Source organism: Bradyrhizobium sp. Pha-3, assembly GCF_042258615.1.
Taxonomy (GTDB): Bacteria; Pseudomonadota; Alphaproteobacteria; order Rhizobiales; family Xanthobacteraceae; genus Bradyrhizobium.
In genome coordinates this window covers 9,042,478-9,063,234 of record NZ_CP170152.1, presented here as the reverse complement: position 1 = coordinate 9,063,234, position 20,757 = coordinate 9,042,478, and the positions used below count along the sequence as shown (strand labels likewise).

Below are 20,757 nucleotides of genomic sequence, written 5' to 3'. Positions count from 1 at the left end.
CGGAGGGTGGGGCGTCACTAGGTCAATTGCGCCACACCATCAGAGATAATGCGTGTCCAAGCGCAAAAGTTTCATGAAAACCAGTGCCTTGCCACGGTCTCGCCATCAAAGGGCGCCGCGCAGCAGCGGGTTCTCGCTGCCCATCACCCAGTCGGCCGACAGGGCGGGCGGGCCGGAGGTAACGCAGTCGGTGCGCCGCAGCTCGGCGTGCGCGAACAGCGCGGCAAGCCGCGTGTCGTTGCCCGCGGCCAGCAGGGTTAGCCGGTTCAGCATGCAAACGACCGCGGCGCGCTGGGCCGGCAGGCTGGCGCCCTGGCAGGTCCAGCCGGAGATGCGCAGATCGGGCGCGTCGGCCTGCTTGAGGAAGCCGAGGCAGGCGCGGCTGCCGTCCTGTCGCGCCGGGCGCAACAGGGTGACGCTGCCGAACTTGCTGTCGACGATGCCGGCTGCCTCGAGCTCGCGGACACCGCCCGGGTCGAGCCGCCCGGCAATCTCGGTGACCGCGGGTCCCATGGCTTCGCCGCCGGGGCGGTAGATTTCCAGCTCGGCTGCCGGCGCGCCATTGGCATCGGCCCAGCGGAAGACGTCCTTGCGGCCGCCCTCCGGATGCCGGAAGATTTCGTAAGCCTCTGTTTTATCTCGTGGATCGAGCTTGCTCACGGCGAAGGCCGGCGCCGAGCGGCCGGCTACGCCCCAGCCCGCGGCAGCGGGCGCCGCCGTCGCCGTTGCGTCCGGCAGTTGCTTCCATAGATAGCTGCCGAGGGCGGCGAACAGCGCGAGCACGGCGACATAGGCGAACAGCCGGGAGAGCGTGGCGTACACCTCGTCGACGAAGCTCGTCAGCGCTGACGGATTTCTCGTATGATGGGGGGCGGCCGGATCGGCCCGAAATAAACGCATCAAAATGCTCAAAAGCTACGCAACGTTGTCTTGACGGGGTTTCTCGCATAGAAGCGCTGCCTCTTCCCTTTCCGCACGTTGCGGGGGAACGGGCATTTTTCGTCGGAGAGTGAACGATGGGTTACAAAGTCGCGGTGGTCGGAGCGACCGGCAATGTCGGGCGCGAAATGCTCAACATTCTCGACGAGCGCAAATTCCCCGCCGACGAGGTCGTCGTGCTGGCCTCGCGCCGCAGCGTCGGCATCGAGGTCTCCTATGGCGACCGCACCCTGAAGGTGAAGGCGCTCGAGCACTATGATTTCTCCGACATCGACATCTGCCTGATGTCGGCCGGCGGCTCGGTCTCCAAGGAATGGTCGCCCAGGATCGGCGCCGCCGGCGCGGTCGTGATCGACAATTCCTCTGCCTGGCGCATGGATCCCGACGTGCCGCTGATCGTGCCGGAGGTGAATGCGGACGCGGCCGCCGGCTTCACCAAGAAGAACATCATCGCCAACCCGAACTGCTCGACCGCGCAGCTCGTCGTGGCACTGAAGCCGCTGCACGACAAGGCGACGATCACGCGCGTCGTGGTCGCGACCTATCAGTCGGTGTCGGGCGCCGGCAAGGACGCGATGGACGAATTGTTCTCGCAGACCAAGGCCGTCTACACCAACGACGAGCTGATCAATAAGAAGTTTCCCAAGCGCATCGCGTTCAACATCATTCCGCAGATCGACGTCTTCATGGAAGACGGCTTCACCAAGGAAGAGTGGAAGATGATGGCGGAGACCAAGAAGATCCTTGATCCCAAGATCAAGCTGACCGCGACCTGCGTGCGCGTGCCGGTCTTCGTCAGTCACTCCGAGGCCGTGAACGTCGAGTTCGCCAACCCGATCACGGCGGACGAGGCGCGCAACATCCTGCGCAATGCGCCGGGCTGCCTCGTGATCGACAAGCACGAGCCGGGCGGCTACGTCACGCCGTATGAGGCCGCCGGCGAGGATGCGACCTATATCAGCCGCATCCGCGAGGACGCGACGGTGGAGAACGGCCTGTCGTTCTGGTGCGTGTCGGACAATCTGCGCAAGGGTGCGGCGCTGAACGCGATCCAGATCGCGGAAGTCCTGATCAACCGCAAGCTGATCACCGCGAAGAAGAAAGCGGCCTGACGGCGGGGACCAACGGGGGGCGGCGCAACCATGTCGGAACAGCTGGCTCCCACCCCATCCAGGCCTCCGACGCCGCGCATCATGCGTGGCTTCGAATATGTGCTGTTCAACAGCCGTTGGCTGATGGCGCCGTTCTATGTCGGACTGGTGGTGGCGCTTGCCGTGCTGCTGCTGAAATTCGCGCGCATGCTGTGGGAGTTCGTGCTGCATGCGTCCGGCTACAAATCGACGGAAATCATCCTCGATGCGCTGGCGCTGATCGACGTCACGCTGGTCGCCAACCTCATTCTGATCGTGGTCTTTTCGGGCTATGAGAACTTCGTCTCGCGCATCGACACGTCGGGCAACCCGAACTGGCCGATCTGGATCACCAGGATCGATTTTGCCGGGCTGAAGCAAAAGCTGCTGGCGTCGATCGTCGCGATCTCCGCGATCCACGTGCTGGAAGCGTTCCTGAACATCGACGCTGCCTTCGACGCGACGCGGATGACCTGGCTCGTCGCCGTGCACCTGGTGTTCGTGATTTCAGCGCTGCTGCTCGCGCTCTCGGATCGCTGGGGCGGCTATCACGGTGATGAGTAGCCGATAGCGGCTACTCGCCGGCCCTCACGGCATCAGTGACGCTGATGAATTCCTTGGCGACCCGGTCGAGCACGAACAGCGAGCCCTCGGCGACGCCGAAATAGGCGCCGTGCAGCTGCATCTCGCCGCTCTCGACGCGCTCGCGCACGAACGGGAACGTCGTCAGGTTCTCCAGCGAGCGGAACACCGCGGCCTTCTCGATGCGGGTGACGAAGTCCTGCATGCTCTCATGGTCGCGCTGCTCGACGATCTCGCCGGGCTTGATGAACATCTGCATCCATTTGCCGATGAAGTCGCCCGGCGTCAGCGGCTTGATCTTGTCGACGAAGGCGCGGATGCCGCCGCACTGGGCATGGCCCAGCACCACGATGTTCTTCACCTTCAGCACGGTCACGGCATATTCCAGCGCGGCCGAGACGCCGTGGGCGCTGCTGTCGGGCTGATAGACCGGAACCAAATTGGCGATGTTGCGGACCACGAACAATTCGCCGGGGCCGGCATCGAAAATCACTTCCGGCGAGACGCGGGAATCGCAGCAGCCGATCACCATGGTCTCGGGAAACTGGCCGCGCTCGGACAGGTCCCGGTATCGCGACTGTTCAGTCGGCAACCGCTGGGTCGCGAAGGTCCGGTAGCCGTCGATCAACTGCTTCGGAAAGAAATTCATGGCCTCTGCCTAACCACATGCCGATGACGGGAACAAGACTTTCGGCGCGCAGCCTGAGATGATACGGCAGCGTTGAAGGATGGTTCCTGCCCGATGCCCAAACAATGGACAGCGGCGGAGCCCAAGCCCCCAGGAGAATGCCGATGACCCGTCCGCGCCGCAGCCTGTTGTTCATGCCGGGATCGAATGTGCGGGCGCTGGAGAAGGCCCGCACGCTGGCGGCGGACGGCATCATCCTCGACCTCGAGGATTCCGTTGCCCCCGACGCCAAGGCCACAGCCCGCGAGCAGATCGCCAAGGCGGTCGCCGCCAAGGGCTTTGGCAAGCGCGAGGTCCTGATCCGCATCAACGCGCTCGACAGCCCGTGGTGGGTCGACGACATCGGCATGGCCGGCAAGGCGCAGCCGGACGGGATCCTGGTTCCCAAGATTTCCACCGTCGATGATCTCAACGCCGTCGCCGATCGGCTCAGCGACATCAATGCCCCTGCCTCGATCCGGGTCTGGGCAATGATCGAGACCGCGCGTGCGGTGCTCGACGCCGACAAGCTTGCTGCGGCGTCGAAGGACCCCAAGGTCCGGCTCGCCGGCTTCGTGTTCGGGCCGAACGACATCGCGCGCGAAACCCGGATCCGGATGAAGCCGGGCCGCACGGCGATGATCCCGATGATCACGCATTGCATCCTTGCGACCCGTGCGCACGGGCTCGAGATCCTCGACGGCCCCTATGGCGACATCAGCAATATCGACGGCTTCGCCGAGGAATGCGCGCAGGGCCGCGATCTCGGCTTCGACGGCAAGACGCTGATCCACCCGAGCCATATCGATGCCTGCAACGCGATCTTCACGCCGCCGGAGGCCGAGGTCGCCGAGGCCCGCAGGATCATCGCCGCCTTCGAACAGCCGGAGAACGCCGCGCGCGGTGCGATCCAGCTCGACGGCCGCATGGTGGAGCGCCTGCACGCCGAGATGGCGAAGCGCACGATCGCGATCGCGGAAGCGATCGCCGCGATGGGGCATTGATCTTACCCTCCCCTGGAGGGTCCCTGGAGGGGGAGGGTCGGATCACATTGAGCGTAGCGAAATGTGAGACGGGGTGGGGTGATCTCTCGACACGGGAAGCGCCCGAGCGGAGAGATCACCCCACCCCGCTGCGCATTTCGCTGCGCTGCATGCGCAACGACCCTCCCCCTCCAGGGACCCTCCAGGGGAGGGTGCCCCAAGCCTCTCCGACGCCCATGCTATGCCATGGCCGCGGGGCGTCCGCATGATTTCGGAATAATAGAAGAATACCGCTGATTTGCCCGACGAGTCAAGCTGCCATGCCGAGCGCCGGCAGCCGCCGGCTACTTTGCATGGGGTTGTTTTCGATATTTTGGTGGTGCGCCCCTCCAGGGGAGGGTGACTACGCCCCAAACTTCTCCGACGCCCAGGCATAGAGGCTGCCCGGGATCGGTGCCTCCTTGCCGCGTCCCTTGGGCGAGATGTGCAGGCCGATGATCCCGGGATCATCTAGGTAGCGCCGGAAATCCGACGGCTCGAAGAACAGTCTCGGCTCGGCGTGCACCGCGTAGAACGAGCGCTTCGGCAGCGCGTGCTGCAACTCGCCTTCGCGGCGCGCGAGTGCGGTCAGCGCAGCCGGGCCGTAGATCGCGACGCGGATATCGGAGAGGCGATTGGATTTGCCGCGCAGCTTGCGCATCGCGAAGGTCACGCGGTGACGCAGCGCCAGCCAGTCCGGCGTCAGCTCGTCCTGCTTCATCAGCGCTTCGAATGCGCGCACGATCGGATCGTCTTGCGGCAGATACAGCACGGAGTTGCCGAGCTGCCGCGGCCGCTCCCAGGCAAAATAGGGCTTGGCCGGATCGATCTCGATCGGCTTCAAGAGCAGCACATCGGCGTCGAGCCAGAGCCCGGCGCGTTGCTTCATCAGCCGCATGCGGAAGAAGTCGCTGAACTGCAGGATGGTCCAGTCGCGCCACGACCCGTCGCGCTCGGCCGGACGCAGCCGCTCCGAGAACGAATGCGGCAGCACGGCCTCGGCCTCGGCGTTGCCGATGCCATCGGGCAGGCCGGGAATTGGATCGAAGCTGTAGACGGTGACCTTGTGCCCGGCGGCCACCTGCGAGCGCAGACAGGTCCGGCGCAGCGCGTCCATCGAGCCGTGCCAGAAGGTGACGATGTCAGGCAGCATGCGCGTCAGCCATCAGCAGGTTCGTGAGAAGACAATCTCGCAAAGAAAAGCCCCGGCGCCTGAAGGCACCGGGGCGCGACGGCAGGCTGCGCCTCAGGCCCAGGCGCGCTCCTTGAGCTTGGCCTCGTAGGTGTCGATCGACGACTTCTTCTCCATCGTCAGGCCGATGTCGTCGAGGCCGTTGATCAGGCAGTGCTTGCGGAACGGATCGATCTCGAATTTCACCGTGCCGCCGTCGGGGCCGCGGATCTGCTGGTTGGGAAGATCGATGGTCAGCGTCGCATTGGCGCCGCGCTCGGCATCGTCGAACAGCTTGTCGAGGTCCTCCTGCGACACGCGGATCGGCAGGATGCCGTTCTTGAAGCAGTTGTTGTAGAAGATGTCGCCGAACGAGGTCGAGATCACGCAGCGGATGCCGAAGTCGAGCAGCGCCCAGGGCGCGTGCTCGCGGCTCGAGCCGCAGCCGAAATTGTCGCCGGCGACCAGCACCTTCGCATTGCGATAGGCGGACTGGTTGAGGACAAAATCGGGGTTCTCGCTGCCGTCATCCTTGTAGCGCTGCTCGGAGAAAAGCCCCTTGCCAAGGCCGGTGCGCTTGATGGTCTTGAGGTACTGCTTCGGAATGATCATGTCGGTGTCGACATTGATGATCTTCAGCGGCGCCGCGACGCCTTCCAGCGTGGTGAACTTGTCCATCGGTGCTCTTCCCGGGCAAAAATATGGGGTAGGAGCCGGATGTTTATCGCGAATGTGACAGCGGTAAAAGGGGCCATTTCTGCAGAGCTAGCCCGCATCAGCCTCAATCGCCTCCATATCGGCGTCGGAGAGGCCGAAATGGTGCCCAATCTCATGGATCAGCACGTGGCGGACGATGTGGCCGAGGGTTTCGTCGTGCTCCGCCCAGTAATCCAGGATCGGCCGCCGGTAGAGCCAGACCAGGTTGGGCAGCCGGGCGACGTCGCCATGGCTCTGCTGCGGCAGGCCGATGCCGTGAAACAGGCCGAGCAGGTCGAACTCGCTCTCGGCCTGCATCTCATCGAGCACCTCGTCGGTCGGGAAGTCGTCGACACGGATGATCAGGCCCGCGCAGAGGGCCCGGAACGTCGGCGGCAGGCGCTCGAAGATCTCGTGCGCCACGGCCTCCATCTCGGCGAGCGAGGGGGCTTTTTCTGTGGTCCACATGACACTCCTTTAGCGCGAGTGCCTCAGGCGGCGCCAGCGCAGTTGACCTTGGCGGTGCAATGGGAGACCGTGCGGCCCAAGATTGAGGCTCAAGAATGGGGCTTGGGTGGCGTGATGAAACGGATCGTGGCGGCAACGCTGTTGGCGGCATCAGTCGGGCTTTCGCTTCCGGCCGGAGAGGCGCGGGCGCAGAGCGCGGCGGCCGAAGCGCGCATCGGTGAGTCGGCGCCGGTCGTGCGCGAGCGGGTCGTCGAGCACCGCCGGCTGAAGCGGGTGCCGATCTACCGGTCGCAGCCCGATCATTGGGAACCGGATGTGATCCCGCGCTACAATCCCGGCCCGAACGCGGTGCGCGATTGCACCGCGACCTATGTGCAGGAGCACCGGCCGAGCGGCACCGTGATCACGCCGCGCATGAACTGCTTCTGGCGGCCGGGCTAGAGCATTTTCGAGCGAAGCGGAATCTAGAGCTAACGTCGGCGCACTGCGCCGATCAGTCCGGCCGCGACGACCACTCCCACCGTTCCATAGACCGCGAGCGCCATCAGCATTTGTGTGAGGTGGCTTGCCGTTCCCATGCCGCCGCCCGGTCCTTGCGAGGCGAGCGCGACATCAGTTGAAATCAAGGAACCAGCGAGCGCTGCCACGCCGAGTGCCAACCATCCGCGCGGGCCTTGTTGTGTCATCGGCGATCTCCTTGCGAGAGGCTCCTTACAACATACGACCATTGTCTATGCCGGTTTTACGCGCAGACACGAAATTCCAGCGGCTGCGTTGGAACCTGCGTGCGCCAGCGGCATTCACCATCGTGGCGCAGTCATTCACATCCTATTCACGTCATCTGCATTCTGCTTGCGATCTGCGTCGCGGCAACGGGGGTCGATTCGAATGCCAAAGCGTTTTCGAGCGAAGTCGATGCTTCTTCGCATGAAGAAAACGCGTCTAGGCAAGGAGCTCGAGTCGTCGTTGCAAGACGTGACATCAAGGGATCAAGGAGAAGACTCATGAAGGTGATGAAGGTTCTGGGGCTTGCGGCCGTCGGTGCCGTGCTGGTTCTGGCGGCGCCGGCCGAGCGCGCGAGCGCGATGTCGCTCGCGACTCCGGGCACCGCCGCAACGGTTCAGGACAACGCGAACCAGACGACCACGCAGGTACGCTATGGTCATGGCTGGCATCGTGGCTGGGGTCGCGGACATCACCGTGGCTGGGGCTGGGGCCATCGTCGCCACTGGCGCCGCTGATCGCGCGGCTTATCAGCGCAGTTGAGACACAGGCCCGTGAGCAGCGGGCCTGTTGTCGTTCCTAGCCATCAAACCGGCAGATTCGCGCGCGCGAGATGAGATCGATTGCAATCTGCAGGAGTTGATCATGATGAGATGGATCGGTGTTGCCGCGGTCGCTTGTGCATTCGCATTGACGGCGCCGGCATCGGCATCGGCTACGCCGCAGGCCGCGGCACAACAGCGGCAGGTGGGCAAGGCGACCGACTTCAGCGCGCAGCGCCATCATCGCCATTACCATCGTCACCATTATCACCACGGCTATCGGCCTTATTACCGGCCATACAACCAGCCCTATTCCTATTACCGGCCGTACGGCTCCTATTATTACGGGCGGCCCTATTACTATCGGCCGTATCCATATGCTGTGCCGGCGCCGTTCACCTTTGGCTTCGGGTTCGGCCCGTTCTGGTGATGCAGTTCGTCGCGCTGCGCTCGTCGCCGGCGTTCCCGCTTGGACTTCTCGTCGCACGGTTTCGCGCGTTCATGTGGTAGGGTCTGAAACGACAGCGGGCGCCTCACGGCGCCCGTTTTGTCAGGCCGCCACGCAACCTAGTCCCAGTCCTTCAGCTTCCAGGGCTTGATCTTCCACGGCGTCAGGTTTTCCATCCGCCATTGCGTCCAGCGGTCCGGCGGCCAGTGGCTGAGGCGGGAGGTTTCCTTCACCTCTGGAAGCGGATCGATGATGCGTGGCGCGGCGCGGCGGCGCTTCTGCCGTGTCGCCTCACTGATCATGTCGACGAATTCGTTCTTGTCGGCCACGTCCGGCTCCCCACGAAACCTGTCTTCGCGAGGAGCCAGTGTGCGTACGTCACGTTAACGAGCCGTTTCCACAACGGCTCGAGCTTGAGACGAAAACTTCGCTTACCGCCAGTCGCGGACGTCGACGAAATGGCCGGCGATCGCGGCGGCCGCGGCCATCGCGGGTGACACCAGATGGGTACGGCCCTTGAAGCCCTGGCGACCCTCGAAGTTGCGGTTCGAGGTCGAAGCGCAGCGCTCTTCCGGCTTCAGCTTGTCCGGGTTCATCGCAAGGCACATCGAGCAACCCGGCTCGCGCCATTCGAAGCCGGCCGCAATGAAGATCTTGTCGAGGCCTTCGGCTTCCGCCTGCTCCTTCACGATGCCCGAGCCCGGCACGATCATCGCGTTGACGTTGGCGTTGACGGTCTTGCCCTCGGCGATCTTCGCCACCGCGCGCAGGTCCTCGATGCGGCCGTTGGTGCAGGAGCCGATGAAGACGCGGTCGAGCTTGATGTCGGTGATCTTGGTGCCGGCGGCCAGGCCCATATATTTCAGCGCGCGGTGCTTGGAGAGCCGCTTGGCCTCATCCGCGATCTTGTCGGGATCGGGCACGAAGCCGGTCACCGAGATGACGTCCTCGGGGCTCGTGCCCCAGGTGACGATCGGCGGCAGCTTTGCGGCGTCCAGCCGCAGCTCGTGGTCGAAATGCGCGCCCTCGTCGGAGCGCAGCGTCTCCCAGTAGCGCATCGCGGCATCCCAGGCCGCGCCCTTCGGCGCCTTCGGGCGGTCGCGCAGGAAGTCGAACGCCTTCTGGTCGGGCGCAACCAAGCCGGCGCGCGCGCCGCCTTCGATCGACATGTTGCAGACCGTCATGCGGCCTTCCATCGAAAGCGCACGGATCGCCTCGCCGGCATATTCCAGCACATAGCCGGTGCCGCCGGCGGTGCCGATCTCGCCGATGATCGCCAGGATGATGTCCTTGCCGGTCACGCCGTCAGGCAATTTGCCGTCGACGATCGCGCGCATGTTCTTGGCCTTCTTCTGGATCAGCGTCTGCGTCGCCAGCACGTGCTCGACCTCGGAGGTGCCGATGCCGTGCGCGAGCGCGCCGAACGCGCCATGCGTCGAGGTGTGGCTGTCACCGCAGACGATGGTGGTGCCGGGCAGCGTGAAACCCTGCTCCGGGCCGATGACGTGCACGATGCCCTGACGCTTGTCGAACTCGTTGTAATATTCGATGCCGAATTCCTTGGCGTTCTCCGCCATCACCCGCATCTGCTCGATGCTTTCCGGGTCGGGGTTCGGCTTCGAGCGGTCGGTGGTCGGGATGTTGTGGTCGACGACGGCAAGCGTCTTCTCGGGCGCGTGCACCTTGCGGCCGGCGGCGCGCAGGCCTTCGAACGCCTGCGGCGAGGTCACCTCGTGCACCAGGTGGCGATCGATATAGAGCAGGCAGGTGCCGTCCTCGGCTTCGTGGACCAGGTGGTCGTTCCAGATCTTGTCGTACAGCGTGGTCGGTTTGGACATGAGCTTCAGCTCCAGGAGAAATTCAGTGGTGGAATGGCGTTAAGCGCGTCTCGGCGCGCGAGCAGGCGACAGCGTCCAGGCAGCGTTACGCTGCGCGCGTAAGCTCTGACGTTGCCGACGTCGCAAAGCGTCCGAAGAAGCGGCCGGGCAGCCGCGAGCGATCGTCGATCACGACGCGCTTGCAGGTCTGAGTTGGGCAGCGCTGGCTTGCTCGATCCGGAACCATTCTAAATTTCTAACACAGGGCTTGCGTCCGCGACAATCGATCGATGCGCGGGGTGCCCCTGTCGTCATTGCCGGGCATAGCCGTCCGAAGGACGGCGTCGCTTCCGCTCGCCTATGATCCGGCAATCCATCCTCTTGAGCAAGAAGCTCTCATTCCGATGGATGCGCGGGTCAAGCCCGCGCATGACGAGTTCGGGCAGTCCGGTAGATAGGTATGCCGCAACAAAAAAGCGCGGGGCAGGCCCCGCGCTTTTGGTCACATCCGGTTGTCGTTTGACGCGTTTTCTTGACGCGAACCGGTCCCCACTTCGCTCGAAAACGCTATGAAGGGAAACGTTACTCGCCGACGGCGGTCTGGCGGTCCTGCTTCTCGACGATGCGGGCCGACTTGCCACGCAGGCTGCGCAGGTAATAAAGCTTGGCGCGACGAACCTTGCCGCGACGCACGACCTTGATCGAGTCGATCATCGGCGACATCACCGGGAAAACGCGCTCGACGCCCTCGCCGTACGAAATCTTGCGCACGGTGAAGCTCTCGTTGAGGCCGTGGCCGGAACGGCCGATGCAGACGCCTTCATAGGCCTGCACGCGGGTGCGTTCGCCTTCGACCACCTTCACGTTGACGATGACGGTATCGCCGGGTCCGAATTCCGGAATGGTCTTGGTGGCGGCGAGCTTGTCGAACTGCTCTTTTTCGAGCTGCTGAATCAGGTTCATCGAAATCTCCATCGGCGGCGCGCCCAGCCTGTGCGGGCTGCGCAAACGTCCATCTATCCTGCGCGTGTGCGGATTAGGCCGTGCCTATAAGGCAAAGCGCAGGGTTTGTCACCCGTCTGTCGTGTTTTTTGTCCCTCGCCGGGCGGCTTTTTGGCTGGCCTTCCGGGCCCAGAGATCGGGCCGCCGGGCCGCCGTCAGGGCCTCGGATTGGGCCAGCCGCCAGGCCGCCACCTTGGCGTGATCGCCAGAAATCAGGATTTCCGGGATCTGGCGGCCTTCGAACTCCTGCGGACGGGTATATTGGGGGTATTCCAGTAGTCCTTCGGAGAAACTCTCTTCGGTTCCCGAGGCCAGCTTCCCCATTACCCCAGGTAGCAGGCGGACGCAGGCGTCGATCAGCGCCATCGCGGCGATTTCGCCGCCGGACAGCACATAATCGCCGATCGAGACCTCCTCGAGTCGGCGCGCCTCGATCACCCGCTGGTCGATGCCCTCGAAGCGGCCGCAGACGATCAGGGGGCCGGGCCCGGCCGCGAGTTCCGCGACGTGGGTCTGGGTCAACGGCCGACCCCGCGGGCTCATCAGCAGGCGCGGGCGGTCAGCCGCGACGCCGGCGGCATCGATCGCCGCCGCCAGCACATCGGCCCGCAGCACCATGCCCGGGCCGCCGCCGGCCGGCGTGTCGTCGACGCTGCGGTGCTTGTCGGTCGCCGACGCCCTGATGTCGCGTGCCTCCAGCGCCCAGAGACCCGTGGCCAGTGCCTTGCCGGCCAGGCTCACGCCGAGCGGCCCCGGGAACATGTCCGGGAACAGGGTCAGCACGGTGGCGCGCCAGGGTGTCGCCTGGGATGGGGTCTCTTGCGATGTCATGGACTCTGGTTACGGCACCACGGCCGTGAGGTCGAGGCTCTGCATCATCGCGGCCGCATCCACCGCGCGGCGGAAGTCCGCGAGCTTGAAGGTCGCGACGTTGATCTTGCGCAGATCCAGCAGGCCCTCGGCGGCGAGTCCGGCAAGCTGGCCCGGCGCCGTGCGATCGTACATGAACTGCCCGACCACCTCCCAGTCATTGGCCAGCATCTCGCGGAACGAGAGTTCGAGAGGCATCTCGGCGCTGCCCATCAGCACCATCCGGCCGCCACGCCGGAGCGCGCGCAGGGTGGACAGTGTGGTCGAGGTGCTCTTCGCGGCGCCGAGCAGGTCGAGCGCGACATCGGCGCTGCCGCCGGCGGCGCGGCGGATAGTCTGAAGGTCAGCTGAGGCATCGCCGGTGACGACGGCGGGAATGACGCGCGGGCCGAATGCATCGCGCAATTGTTCGAGCGCGGCCTCCTTGCGTCCGACCGCGACGACGCGGCCCGCGCCCATCGCGACCGCGAGCATCACGCCGCCCGAGCCGAAATAGCCGGTCGCGCCGTTGACGATGATGGTCTGTCCGCCGCGCAGGCCGGTGCGCTGCAAGCCGCCGAACGGCACGATCAGTTTTGCCAACCCGATCAGCTCGGTCGCCGGCTTGTCGTCGAGATTGGCGAGGGGCGTGACGCAGGCGGCAGGCCAATGCGCGATTTCCGCAAACACGCCATCGCGCCAGCGTGCCTGCAATGCGAGCGCCTCCGGCGTCGTCACGGTGGCGGTGAGGCCGATCAGGATCTGCGGCGGATCTCGATCCGGCACGTCGCCGCGCAGATGCGGGCTGAGGAACACACGGTCGCCGCTCCGCACATGCGTGACGTTCTCGCCGGTGGCGACGATTCGCGCGATCGCATTGGTGCCCGGCACGAACGGCATCGGCGGCAGGCTGTAGGGCAGCGCGCCGGACAGCAGCTTGTTGGTATAGGACAGCACCATGCCGGCCTCGATCCGGACCACGACGCCATCGGGCGCGGGCCTAGGCGTTGCGACCTCCTCGAAGCGAAGATCATTGTGGGCGTGCAGCCGCCAGGCCTTGTGCGTGCTTGTCATTGGGATGCTCCGTGAGACCCTTGCTTAAGTAGCCCGGATGGAGCGAAGCGCAATCCGGGAATCATGCAAGCAATAAGGAGCGGCCCCGGATTTCGCTGCGCTCCATCCGGGCTACGGTCATCACGCTGCCGTTGGACCGTCGCCAAGATGCCGCGCGAGGGCCACTGCGAGCGGACAGATCGCCAGCGCCGTGAGCGCGGTCGCCGTGGTGGCGAGCGTCGGACCGAGTGCGTCGCCAAGCAGGCCATAGAGCACCGGCGCGATCGCGCCCGATCCGATCGTCCCGGTATAGAACAGCGCGAAGGCGCGCTCGGTCCGATGCGCCGGCGTGAGCTCGGGCACCGTGCCGTAGAGCACCGAGGAGGTGCCGTTGAGCATCACGCCGAGCAGCGGCAGCAGCATGATGGCTGGCGCCAGCGGCAATACCAGCACCGCAAGGATCAGCGCCGCCGTGCCGCCTTCGGTGATCAGCACGGTGCGCAGCGTGCCGACGCGCTCGCCGAGCCAGCCGCAGGTGAATTTCCCCGCCGCGCCGCCGATGAAGACCAGCGCCAGCGCGAGGCCGTTGGTCGGCAGCGAGGCGCCCTTGTCGCGCAACAGGAACGGCAGGAAGGTGAGAAAACCCATCCTGACCGCGGTGTCTAGGATGCCGATCGCGAGCAGCCAGTGAAAGCCGCCGCCGGCGCCGTCGCGGCGCGACGCGGCAGTTGCCTTGCGCTCGGCGCCCTTGCCGACCGACGGCATCCAGAGCGCAATGCAGATCGCGACAAGCAGGCCTGCAAGCGCAAGCACGAGCAGCGTGTGCCGCCACGACATGATCACGAGCAGGATCGAGGTCGCGGCCGGGATCGCCGCCTTGCCGAGATCGCCGGAGAAATTGTAGATGCCGAGCGGCCCGCGCGCGCCCGCGCCATAGGCGCGCGAAACCGCTGATGATGCGATCGGATGCTGCGTGCTCGAGCCCGCGCCGGAGAGCGCAAGGGCCAGGCCAAGTCCGATGACGCCGCCGGACAATCCGGCGAACACATAGCCGAGCGCCGACAGCGCCGTCCCAGCGATCAGGATGAACTTGCCGTCGATCCGCTCTGCGATGCGTCCGACCGGGATCTGCAGCCCAGCCATGGCGCCGGCATAGAGCCCGCGCAGCAGCGCCAGCAGCCCGTAGCCCAGCGCGAATTCCGCCTGCCAGACCGGCAGCAGCACGTAGATCAGGTCGGTGTAACCGTCGTGGAGGGCGTGGTTGAGCCCGGTCACGGACAGCGTTCGGGTCGCCCGGGCGTGGTCGGGGCGGGACGTATCGGCTTCCACGGACACGCTCATCGTTGCCGTCCGGAGCAAGAAAATCTAACGATGGAGCGGCTGCGCATCGGAGCAGGCTTTCGAAAAGAAGAGATACGTAAGTAACTTGCTGCGCAATATGGGCCCGATCCGTCGCTGTCACAAATCAGTAATAATCGGATCATGCGTTAGAAAATCTGGTAATGAGGCATCATGTTCGTCCCACGCCGCAGCCTGCCGCCGCTCAATGCGGTCCGCGCCTTCGAGGCCGCCGCGCGGCTCGGCAGCTTCAAGGAAGCCGCCGCCGAGCTCAGCGTGACCCATGGCGCCGTCAGCCAGCAGATCCGGCTGCTGGAGGAGTGGTTGGGCGCGCCGGCGCTGTTCCGTCGATCGGTGCGGCGCGTGGTGCTGACGCCGGCGGGCGCGGCGCTCTTGGCCGAGTTCGCGCCTGCGCTCGACCGGATATCGGCCGCCGTGCAGCAGCATCGCGAGCGGCGCGGCGACGCCGCGGTGGCGGTGTTGCGCGTCAATGCGCTCGCTACCTTCAGCCTGCGCTGGCTGCTGCCGCGGATGAGCCGGTTTCGTGCCGAGCATCCCGACATCGAGGTGCGCCTGAGCACGTCGAACGATCCGGTGGATGCGCTGCCGGAATCATTCGACGTCGTGATCCGCGGTGGTCCGGATACGTTTCATGGCTTCTCGTCGCGCTTCCTGGTGTCGGAGCGGAGATTGCCGGTGTGCAGTCCGTCGCTGCTCGAACGACTGCCGCTGCATGAGATCGCGGATCTCTCCAGGCATACGCTGCTGCATGTCACGTCGATGCCGCGGCTGTGGCGCGACTGGCTGACCGAGGCCGGGCAATCCGCGCTGGAGCCGGCGGCCGCGCTGACCTTCGATCATTTCTATCTGACGATCCAGGCCGCGCTCGATGGTCTCGGCGTTGCGATGGGTCCGACCGCGTTGATCTCGGACGATCTCGCGGCGGGGCGACTGGTGACGCCGTTTGCCGCGATCAGCCTGCCGGCGCGGAGCTACTTCGCGTATTTTCCGGCAGGCCGCAGCAACGATCCGCACAGCGCGGTGTTCTGCGACTGGCTCGAGCAGCAGGGCCGGATGACGGGCTGAGGATTGCTCCTGGTCAAGCTGCCGACGGATCGTCGCCGTCGATTTCCTGCGGCAGGTCGATCACGACGCGGCCGCCGGCGAGATCGACTGCCGGCACCACGGCATTGGTGAAGGGCAGCAGCATCGTCGCGCCCTGCGGCGGGGCGATCTCGATGATATCGCCGGCGCCGAAATTATGGATCGCGATCACCTTGCCGAGCGGCTGATCTGTCGTCGTCACCGCGGCGAGCCCGATCAGGTCGGTGTGGTAATATTCGCCGTCGTCGGTTTCCGGCAGCCGGTCGCGCGGAACGTAGAGCTCGAGCCCGTTGAGCCGTTCGGCGTCATCGCGGCTGGCGACGCCCTTCAGCGTCACCACCAGATGGTCCTTGGCCTCGCGCGCATGCGTGACTTCGAACTGGCGCGTGCCGTCCTTGGTCATCAGCGGGCCGTAGTCCTTCACGGCCAGCGGATCTTCGGTGAAGGTCCACAGCCGGACGGCGCCGCGCACGCCATGCGCAGCGCCGATACGGGCGACACAGACCGGTGCAGTCACCGTGGTCGCCGTTCAGTCTATGCCTTGGCGGCGGCTTCGGCCTGCGCCTTGCGCTCCTTGCGCGGCACGGCCTTTTCCGGGTTGTTGCGCGCGGCGCGCTTCACAACGCCGGCGGCGTCGAGGAAGCGGGTCACGCGATCCGACGGCTGCGCGCCCTTGGCGAGCCAGGCCTTCACCTTGTCCATGTCGAGCTTGAGGCGGGCCTCGTTGTCCTTCGGCAGCAGCGGGTTGAAGTGGCCGAGACGCTCGATGAAGCGGCCATCGCGCGGGAAACGCGAGTCGGCGACGACGACGTGATAGACCGGACGCTTCTTGGTGCCTGCGCGAGCGAGGCGGATAACAACGGACATTTAGTTCTCCTTCAAAGGTCGATGTGTTCGATTGATTGGCATTCCGCGTCGCGCCGGCTGCATGTGAGCCATCGCGACGAATTCCTCATTTCTTCTTGCCCGGGAAACCGCCGAGGCCCGGCAGCATCGGCTTGCCGGAAAGCCCGGTCAGGCCCGGCACGTTGGGCAGGCCGCCGCGCAGCCCGGCCGGCAAATCCTTCGGCAGATTCGGCAGACCGCCGCCGGCGCCGCCCTGCATCTTCTCGGCGAGTGCCTTCATCTCCTCGGCCGAAGGCGGCTTCATGCCGCCGCCAAAACCCATCGCCTGCGCGATGCCGGCGAGCGGGCCGCGCTTGCCGCTTCCCATGGCCTTCATCATGTCGGCCATGTTCCGGTGCATCTTCAGCAGCTTGTTGACCTGCTCGACGCTCTGGCCGGCGCCGGCCGCGATGCGCTTCTTGCGGCTCGCCTTCAGGATGTCCGGATTCTTGCGCTCCTGCCGCGTCATCGAATCGATCACCGCGACCTGGCGCTTGATGATCTTGTCGTCGATGCCGGCCGCCGCGATCTGGTTCTTCATCTTGGCGATGCCGGGCATCATGCCCATCAGGCCGCCGATGCCGCCCATGTTCGCCATCTGCTGCAGCTGTTCGCGCATGTCGTTGAGGTCGAACTGACCCTTGCGCATCCGCTCGGCGGTGCGCGCGGCCTTCTCGGCGTCGATATTGGCCGCGGCCTTCTCGACCAGCGAGACGACGTCGCCCATGCCGAGGATGCGGCCGGCGATGCGGTTCGGATGGAAGTCTTCCAGCGCGTCGGTCTTTTCGCCGGTGCCGAGCAGCTTGATCGGCTTGCCGGTGACCGCGCGCATCGACAACGCGGCGCCGCCGCGGCCGTCGCCGTCGACGCGCGTCAGCACGATGCCGGTGAGGCCGACGCGCTCGTCGAACGCGCGTGCGAGGTTGACTGCGTCCTGGCCGGTGAGGCTATCCGCGACCAGCAGCACTTCATGCGGGTTGGCGGCGGCCTTGATCTCGGCCGCCTCCTTCATCATGTCTTCGTCGAGCGTGGTGCGGCCGGCAGTGTCGAGCAGCACGACGTCGTAGCCGCCGAGCTTGCCGGCCTCCAACGCGCGCTTTGCGATCTGCGGCGGCATCTGGCCGGCGACGATAGGCAAGGTCGGAATGTCGAGGTCGCGGCCGAGCACCGCGAGCTGCTCCATCGCCGCCGGGCGATAGACGTCGAGCGAGGCCATCAGCACTTTGCGCTTGTCGCGCTGGACCATGCGGCGCGCGAGTTTTGCGGTGGTGGTGGTCTTGCCGGAGCCTTGCAGACCGACCATCATGATCGGCACCGGCGGCACGGAATTGATGTCGATGGTCTGGCCGTCGGAGCCGAGCGTGGCGACCAGCTCGTCATGGACGATCTTCACGACCATCTGGCCCGGCGTCACCGACTTGACGACGGTGGCGCCGATCGCCTGCTCGCGGACCCGGTCGATGAAGCTGCGGACGACCTCGAGCGCGACGTCGGCCTCGAGCAGCGCGCGGCGCACCTCGCGCATCGCGGCATCGACGTCCTTTTCGGTCAGCGCACCGCGCCCCGTCAGACGATCGAGAATGCCACCAAGCCGTTCCGACAGATTGTCGAACAATGCCGTTGTCCTTTGCCTAAAGCAGGCGCCCAGTTCACATCATCGCCCGCGGGGTGATGACGACGTAAGACGTCTCGACGGATCGCCAAGACGATGGTCCAAACACTTTCGCGCCCGAGGGCGCATCGCGCTGTCGGGCGTTGGCCTCTGGCCTCCAGGGCCAGTCGGCGGGTCGAAAAGACGGATCTTTCCGAGAAAGTCGCGGCGTTAAACGCTGCCGGGGCAGCAAAGTCAAGGAAAGTTTCGCCGCAATTCGCGCGGTTTAGAGCCTAAGGCATTGAAATTGCGCCAATTTGTCATGCCGGTTCCGAATTCGGCGTCGTCACCCATATAAGCGGAGCCTGCCTCCTGTTGGGAACCCGCGTGCCCATCATCACCCGCCGCCGCCTTCTCGCGACCTTGACCGGAGCCACTGCGGCGATCGGCGCGTCCTCGATCTGGATGACCTTTATGAAAACCTATGACGGCCCCGTCTCGGATCATTTCGACGGCCTGCACTTCTTCGATCCGGATGGCGCGCCGCCGAAATCGCTCGGCGAGGTGCTGCGCTGGCAGTTCGGGGGCAGGCGGCAGCGCGCGGTCTGGCCGGAATGGGCGCCGAGCCCCTATGCCGATACGCCGCCGGCCCGCATCGATGGCGACAAGGTGCGGCTCTGCTTCGTCGGCCACGCCAGCTGGTTGATCCAGACCGCGGGCCTCAACATCCTGGTCGATCCGGTCTGGTCGACGCGGGCTTCGCCGTTCGGCTTCGCAGGTCCCAAGCGGCACAATGATCCCGGCATAGCTTTCGAGAAGTTGCCCAGGATCGATGTCGTGCTGGTGTCGCACGGCCATTACGATCACCTCGACGTCGCGACGCTGTCGAAGCTTGCTGCAGCGTTCAGCCCTCGCGTGATCACGCCGCTCGGCAACGACGTCACGATGCGTGCCTCCGACGCCGCGATCAAGGCCGAGGCGTTCGACTGGCATCAGCGCCTCGAACTCGGCGGCGGCCTTGCCGTGACGCTGGTGCCGACGCGGCACTGGTCAGCGCGCGGCCTGTTCGACCGCAACAAGGCGCTGTGGGCGAGCTTCGTGCTGGAGACGCCAGCGGGCAAGCTCTACATCGTCTGCGATTCCGGCTATGGCGACGGGCGGCATTTCCGCAGGGTGGCCGAGGCGCATGGCCCGTTGCGGCTCGCGATCCTGCCGATCGGCGCCTACGAGCCGCGCTGGTTCATGCAAGACCAGCACATGAACCCGGAGGACGCGGTGCAGGCGCTGGCCGATTGCGGCGCCGCCCAGGCACTGGCGCATCACCACGGCACGTTCCAGTTGACCGACGAGGCGATCGATGCGCCGGCGATCGCACTCACTGAAGCGCTCGACGCGGCCAAGGTGCCGCGCGAGAAATTTGTGACGCTGAAGCCGGGACAGGTGTTCGAGATTTAGATGGTGTTGGAGATTTAAGAGCTGTCGTCCCGGGCAAGCGAAGCGCGACCCGGGATCCATAACCACCGTCATCGTTTGTCTTGAGCGGCCGTGGCCACAGCGAATTCGAACGACTCGATCCTGTGGTTGATGGTGTGGACGGCCCCCTACGGCATCAGTGTGCCAGAATGAGGTTGTTGCAAATCTCAGACAAAGGAGCCGTCCGTGGGAGAGATTATCCGCATTGGAATGGATACGTCGAAGCATATTTTTGTGCTGCATGGGGTTGATGCGGCGGAGCAGGTGGTGCTGCGCAAGAAGCTGTCGCGCAAGCAAGTGCTGGAGTTCTTCGCCAAATTGCCGCCGACCGTGATCGGGATGGAGGCCTGCGGAGCTTCGCAGTATTGGGCGCGGGAGCTTGGCAAGCTCGGTCACGCGGTGAGGCTGATGGCCCCGCAATTGGTGAAGCCTTACGTGATGCGGAACAAGAATGACGGGCGCGATGCAGAAGGGCTGTGTGAAGCGATGGACCGGCCGAACATGCGCTTTGTGCCGGTCAAGACGGCCGAGCAACAGGCCGCGCTGATGCTGGCGGGGCTGCGCGATGGATTGATCGCCCGGCGCACCCAGCTGAGCAACGCGATCCGCGGCTATGCGGCGGAGCTCGGCCTGATCGCGCCCAAGGGGCTCGACAAGATCGAGCCGCTGCTGGCGCGGATCGCGCAGGACGAGAGCTTGCCCAGCATGGCGCGCGAGGTGTTTGCGGTGCAGGGACGCCAATACGCTGCTCTGCAAGCCGAACTCAAGCAACTCGAGGTTAGGCTGATGGCCTGGCACCGCGCCGATGCGCTGAGCCGGCGTCTGGCGCAGATCCCATCCGTCGGCCCGATCACCGCAACACGGCTGGTGATGAAGACGCCCGATCCGCATGCGTTCCGCTCCGGCCGGCATTTTGCGGCCTGGCTCGGCCTCACACCGAAGGATCATTCCACCGGCGGCAAGACCAGGCTCGGCAAGATCACGCGGGCCGGTGACGAAGACCTGCGCCGCTTGTTCGTGGTTGGGGCGACGGCGGTCATCCAGCAGGTTCGGCGGGGCCGAGGCCATCCGTCGCGCTGGCTGCTGGCGCTGCTCAAGCGCAAGCCGCCGAAGCTGGCCGCCGTGGCGCTCGCCAACAAGGTTGCCCGCATCGCCTGGAAGCTGATGGCGACGGGCGAGAGTTACGATGCCGCGCGGCTCAATGCCATGGCGGCCGCCGCCTAACAGATTGGCCGGCCGGCGGGTTCGCCCACCAGC

The 20,757-nt window shown here is 65.4% G+C and carries 24 protein-coding genes; 9 read left to right on the top strand and 15 right to left on the bottom strand.

Features of this window, described 5'->3' with window-relative positions; genetic code table 11:
- Positions 1-105: 105 nt before the first annotated feature.
- On the bottom strand, positions 106-900 hold the full coding sequence (locus tag ACE10Z_RS42290) for a hypothetical protein (protein WP_375785966.1): 795 nt from the start codon (positions 898-900) through the stop codon (positions 106-108).
- Between the two features lie 116 nt (positions 901-1,016).
- On the opposite strand from ACE10Z_RS42290, the gene ACE10Z_RS42285 reads away from it, so the two are divergent.
- Together ACE10Z_RS42285 and ACE10Z_RS42280 are read left to right on the top strand one after the other, a co-directional pair.
- Positions 1,017-2,051, top strand: coding sequence for an aspartate-semialdehyde dehydrogenase (locus tag ACE10Z_RS42285; RefSeq protein ID WP_375785965.1), 1,035 nt, complete (start codon positions 1,017-1,019; stop codon positions 2,049-2,051).
- A gap of 30 nt (positions 2,052-2,081) precedes the next feature.
- Positions 2,082-2,633, top strand: coding sequence for a TIGR00645 family protein (locus ACE10Z_RS42280; RefSeq protein WP_375785964.1), 552 nt, complete (start codon positions 2,082-2,084; stop codon positions 2,631-2,633).
- Positions 2,634-2,643: 10 nt separating this feature from the next.
- On the opposite strand, the gene ACE10Z_RS42275 is transcribed toward ACE10Z_RS42280, so the two are convergent.
- Positions 2,644-3,300 carry a carbonic anhydrase gene (locus ACE10Z_RS42275; protein WP_375785963.1) on the bottom strand — a complete coding sequence of 219 codons (657 nt, stop codon included), beginning with the start codon at positions 3,298-3,300 and terminating at the stop codon, positions 2,644-2,646.
- Between the two features lie 143 nt (positions 3,301-3,443).
- Between ACE10Z_RS42275 and ACE10Z_RS42270 the strand changes: the two genes are divergently transcribed.
- A complete protein-coding gene (locus ACE10Z_RS42270) occupies positions 3,444-4,322 on the top strand; it encodes an HpcH/HpaI aldolase/citrate lyase family protein (protein WP_375785962.1) in 879 nt (292 codons plus the stop codon).
- Positions 4,323-4,704: 382 nt separating this feature from the next.
- Here ACE10Z_RS42270 and ACE10Z_RS42265 read toward each other — a convergent pair whose 3' ends face one another.
- From ACE10Z_RS42265 to ACE10Z_RS42255, 3 genes are all read right to left on the bottom strand, one after another.
- A complete protein-coding gene (locus ACE10Z_RS42265) occupies positions 4,705-5,493 on the bottom strand; it encodes a hypothetical protein (protein ID WP_375785961.1) in 789 nt (262 codons plus the stop codon).
- Positions 5,494-5,586: 93 nt separating this feature from the next.
- Complete coding sequence (gene leuD, locus ACE10Z_RS42260; protein ID WP_298374225.1) at positions 5,587-6,189, bottom strand: 3-isopropylmalate dehydratase small subunit; 603 nt, start codon at positions 6,187-6,189, stop codon at positions 5,587-5,589.
- Positions 6,190-6,276: 87 nt separating this feature from the next.
- Positions 6,277-6,675 carry a metallopeptidase family protein gene (locus ACE10Z_RS42255; protein ID WP_375785960.1) on the bottom strand — a complete coding sequence of 133 codons (399 nt, stop codon included), beginning with the start codon at positions 6,673-6,675 and terminating at the stop codon, positions 6,277-6,279.
- A gap of 114 nt (positions 6,676-6,789) precedes the next feature.
- Here ACE10Z_RS42255 and ACE10Z_RS42250 point away from each other — a divergent pair, with 114 nt between their 5' ends.
- Entirely contained in the window at positions 6,790-7,116 is a 327-nt protein-coding gene (locus ACE10Z_RS42250; protein WP_375785959.1) for a hypothetical protein, read from the top strand.
- 29 nt (positions 7,117-7,145) lie between these two features.
- Here the strand turns inward: ACE10Z_RS42250 and ACE10Z_RS42245 are convergent, their stop codons facing one another.
- Positions 7,146-7,361: a hypothetical protein gene (locus ACE10Z_RS42245; protein WP_375785958.1), complete on the bottom strand. Its 216-nt coding sequence runs from the start codon at positions 7,359-7,361 to the stop codon at positions 7,146-7,148.
- A gap of 318 nt (positions 7,362-7,679) precedes the next feature.
- Here ACE10Z_RS42245 and ACE10Z_RS42240 point away from each other — a divergent pair, with 318 nt between their 5' ends.
- Both ACE10Z_RS42240 and ACE10Z_RS42235 read left to right on the top strand, forming a co-directional pair.
- The gene (locus tag ACE10Z_RS42240; protein ID WP_375785957.1) at positions 7,680-7,916 is read left to right on the top strand and encodes a hypothetical protein; all 237 of its coding nucleotides are present in this window, start codon (positions 7,680-7,682) and stop codon (positions 7,914-7,916) included.
- Positions 7,917-8,043: 127 nt separating this feature from the next.
- A complete protein-coding gene (locus ACE10Z_RS42235; RefSeq protein WP_375785956.1) occupies positions 8,044-8,370 on the top strand; it encodes a hypothetical protein in 327 nt (108 codons plus the stop codon).
- A 137-nt stretch (positions 8,371-8,507) separates the two neighbouring features.
- Here the strand turns inward: ACE10Z_RS42235 and ACE10Z_RS42230 are convergent, their stop codons facing one another.
- The 6 genes from ACE10Z_RS42230 to ACE10Z_RS42205 all read right to left on the bottom strand — a co-directional run bounded on the left by ACE10Z_RS42230 (position 8,508) and on the right by ACE10Z_RS42205 (position 14,450).
- Complete coding sequence (locus tag ACE10Z_RS42230; protein ID WP_194457726.1) at positions 8,508-8,717, bottom strand: hypothetical protein; 210 nt, start codon at positions 8,715-8,717, stop codon at positions 8,508-8,510.
- A gap of 102 nt (positions 8,718-8,819) precedes the next feature.
- Complete coding sequence (gene leuC, locus ACE10Z_RS42225) at positions 8,820-10,226, bottom strand: 3-isopropylmalate dehydratase large subunit (protein WP_375785955.1); 1,407 nt, start codon at positions 10,224-10,226, stop codon at positions 8,820-8,822.
- A gap of 561 nt (positions 10,227-10,787) precedes the next feature.
- On the bottom strand, positions 10,788-11,168 hold the full coding sequence (gene rplS / locus ACE10Z_RS42220) for a 50S ribosomal protein L19 (protein WP_092126446.1): 381 nt from the start codon (positions 11,166-11,168) through the stop codon (positions 10,788-10,790).
- Positions 11,169-11,276: 108 nt separating this feature from the next.
- On the bottom strand, positions 11,277-12,038 hold the full coding sequence (trmD, locus tag ACE10Z_RS42215; protein WP_375785954.1) for a tRNA (guanosine(37)-N1)-methyltransferase TrmD: 762 nt from the start codon (positions 12,036-12,038) through the stop codon (positions 11,277-11,279).
- A 9-nt stretch (positions 12,039-12,047) separates the two neighbouring features.
- Complete coding sequence (locus ACE10Z_RS42210) at positions 12,048-13,130, bottom strand: zinc-binding dehydrogenase (protein ID WP_375785953.1); 1,083 nt, start codon at positions 13,128-13,130, stop codon at positions 12,048-12,050.
- Between the two features lie 120 nt (positions 13,131-13,250).
- Positions 13,251-14,450: an MFS transporter gene (locus tag ACE10Z_RS42205; protein ID WP_375785952.1), complete on the bottom strand. Its 1,200-nt coding sequence runs from the start codon at positions 14,448-14,450 to the stop codon at positions 13,251-13,253.
- A 171-nt stretch (positions 14,451-14,621) separates the two neighbouring features.
- On the opposite strand from ACE10Z_RS42205, the gene gcvA reads away from it, so the two are divergent.
- On the top strand, positions 14,622-15,533 hold the full coding sequence (gcvA, locus tag ACE10Z_RS42200; RefSeq protein ID WP_375785951.1) for a transcriptional regulator GcvA: 912 nt from the start codon (positions 14,622-14,624) through the stop codon (positions 15,531-15,533).
- Between the two features lie 13 nt (positions 15,534-15,546).
- Here gcvA and rimM read toward each other — a convergent pair whose 3' ends face one another.
- From rimM to ffh, 3 genes are all read right to left on the bottom strand, one after another.
- Positions 15,547-16,068: a ribosome maturation factor RimM gene (rimM, locus tag ACE10Z_RS42195; protein WP_375785950.1), complete on the bottom strand. Its 522-nt coding sequence runs from the start codon at positions 16,066-16,068 to the stop codon at positions 15,547-15,549.
- A gap of 17 nt (positions 16,069-16,085) precedes the next feature.
- Complete coding sequence (rpsP, locus tag ACE10Z_RS42190; protein WP_050402543.1) at positions 16,086-16,418, bottom strand: 30S ribosomal protein S16; 333 nt, start codon at positions 16,416-16,418, stop codon at positions 16,086-16,088.
- 85 nt (positions 16,419-16,503) lie between these two features.
- Entirely contained in the window at positions 16,504-18,051 is a 1,548-nt protein-coding gene (gene ffh, locus ACE10Z_RS42185) for a signal recognition particle protein (protein WP_375785949.1), read from the bottom strand.
- 450 nt (positions 18,052-18,501) lie between these two features.
- Between ffh and ACE10Z_RS42180 the strand changes: the two genes are divergently transcribed.
- Both ACE10Z_RS42180 and ACE10Z_RS42175 read left to right on the top strand, forming a co-directional pair.
- On the top strand, positions 18,502-19,482 hold the full coding sequence (locus ACE10Z_RS42180; RefSeq protein WP_375790059.1) for an MBL fold metallo-hydrolase: 981 nt from the start codon (positions 18,502-18,504) through the stop codon (positions 19,480-19,482).
- Positions 19,483-19,686: 204 nt separating this feature from the next.
- On the top strand, positions 19,687-20,724 hold the full coding sequence (locus ACE10Z_RS42175) for an IS110 family transposase (RefSeq protein WP_375784163.1): 1,038 nt from the start codon (positions 19,687-19,689) through the stop codon (positions 20,722-20,724).
- The last annotated feature ends 33 nt before the right edge of the window (positions 20,725-20,757 follow it).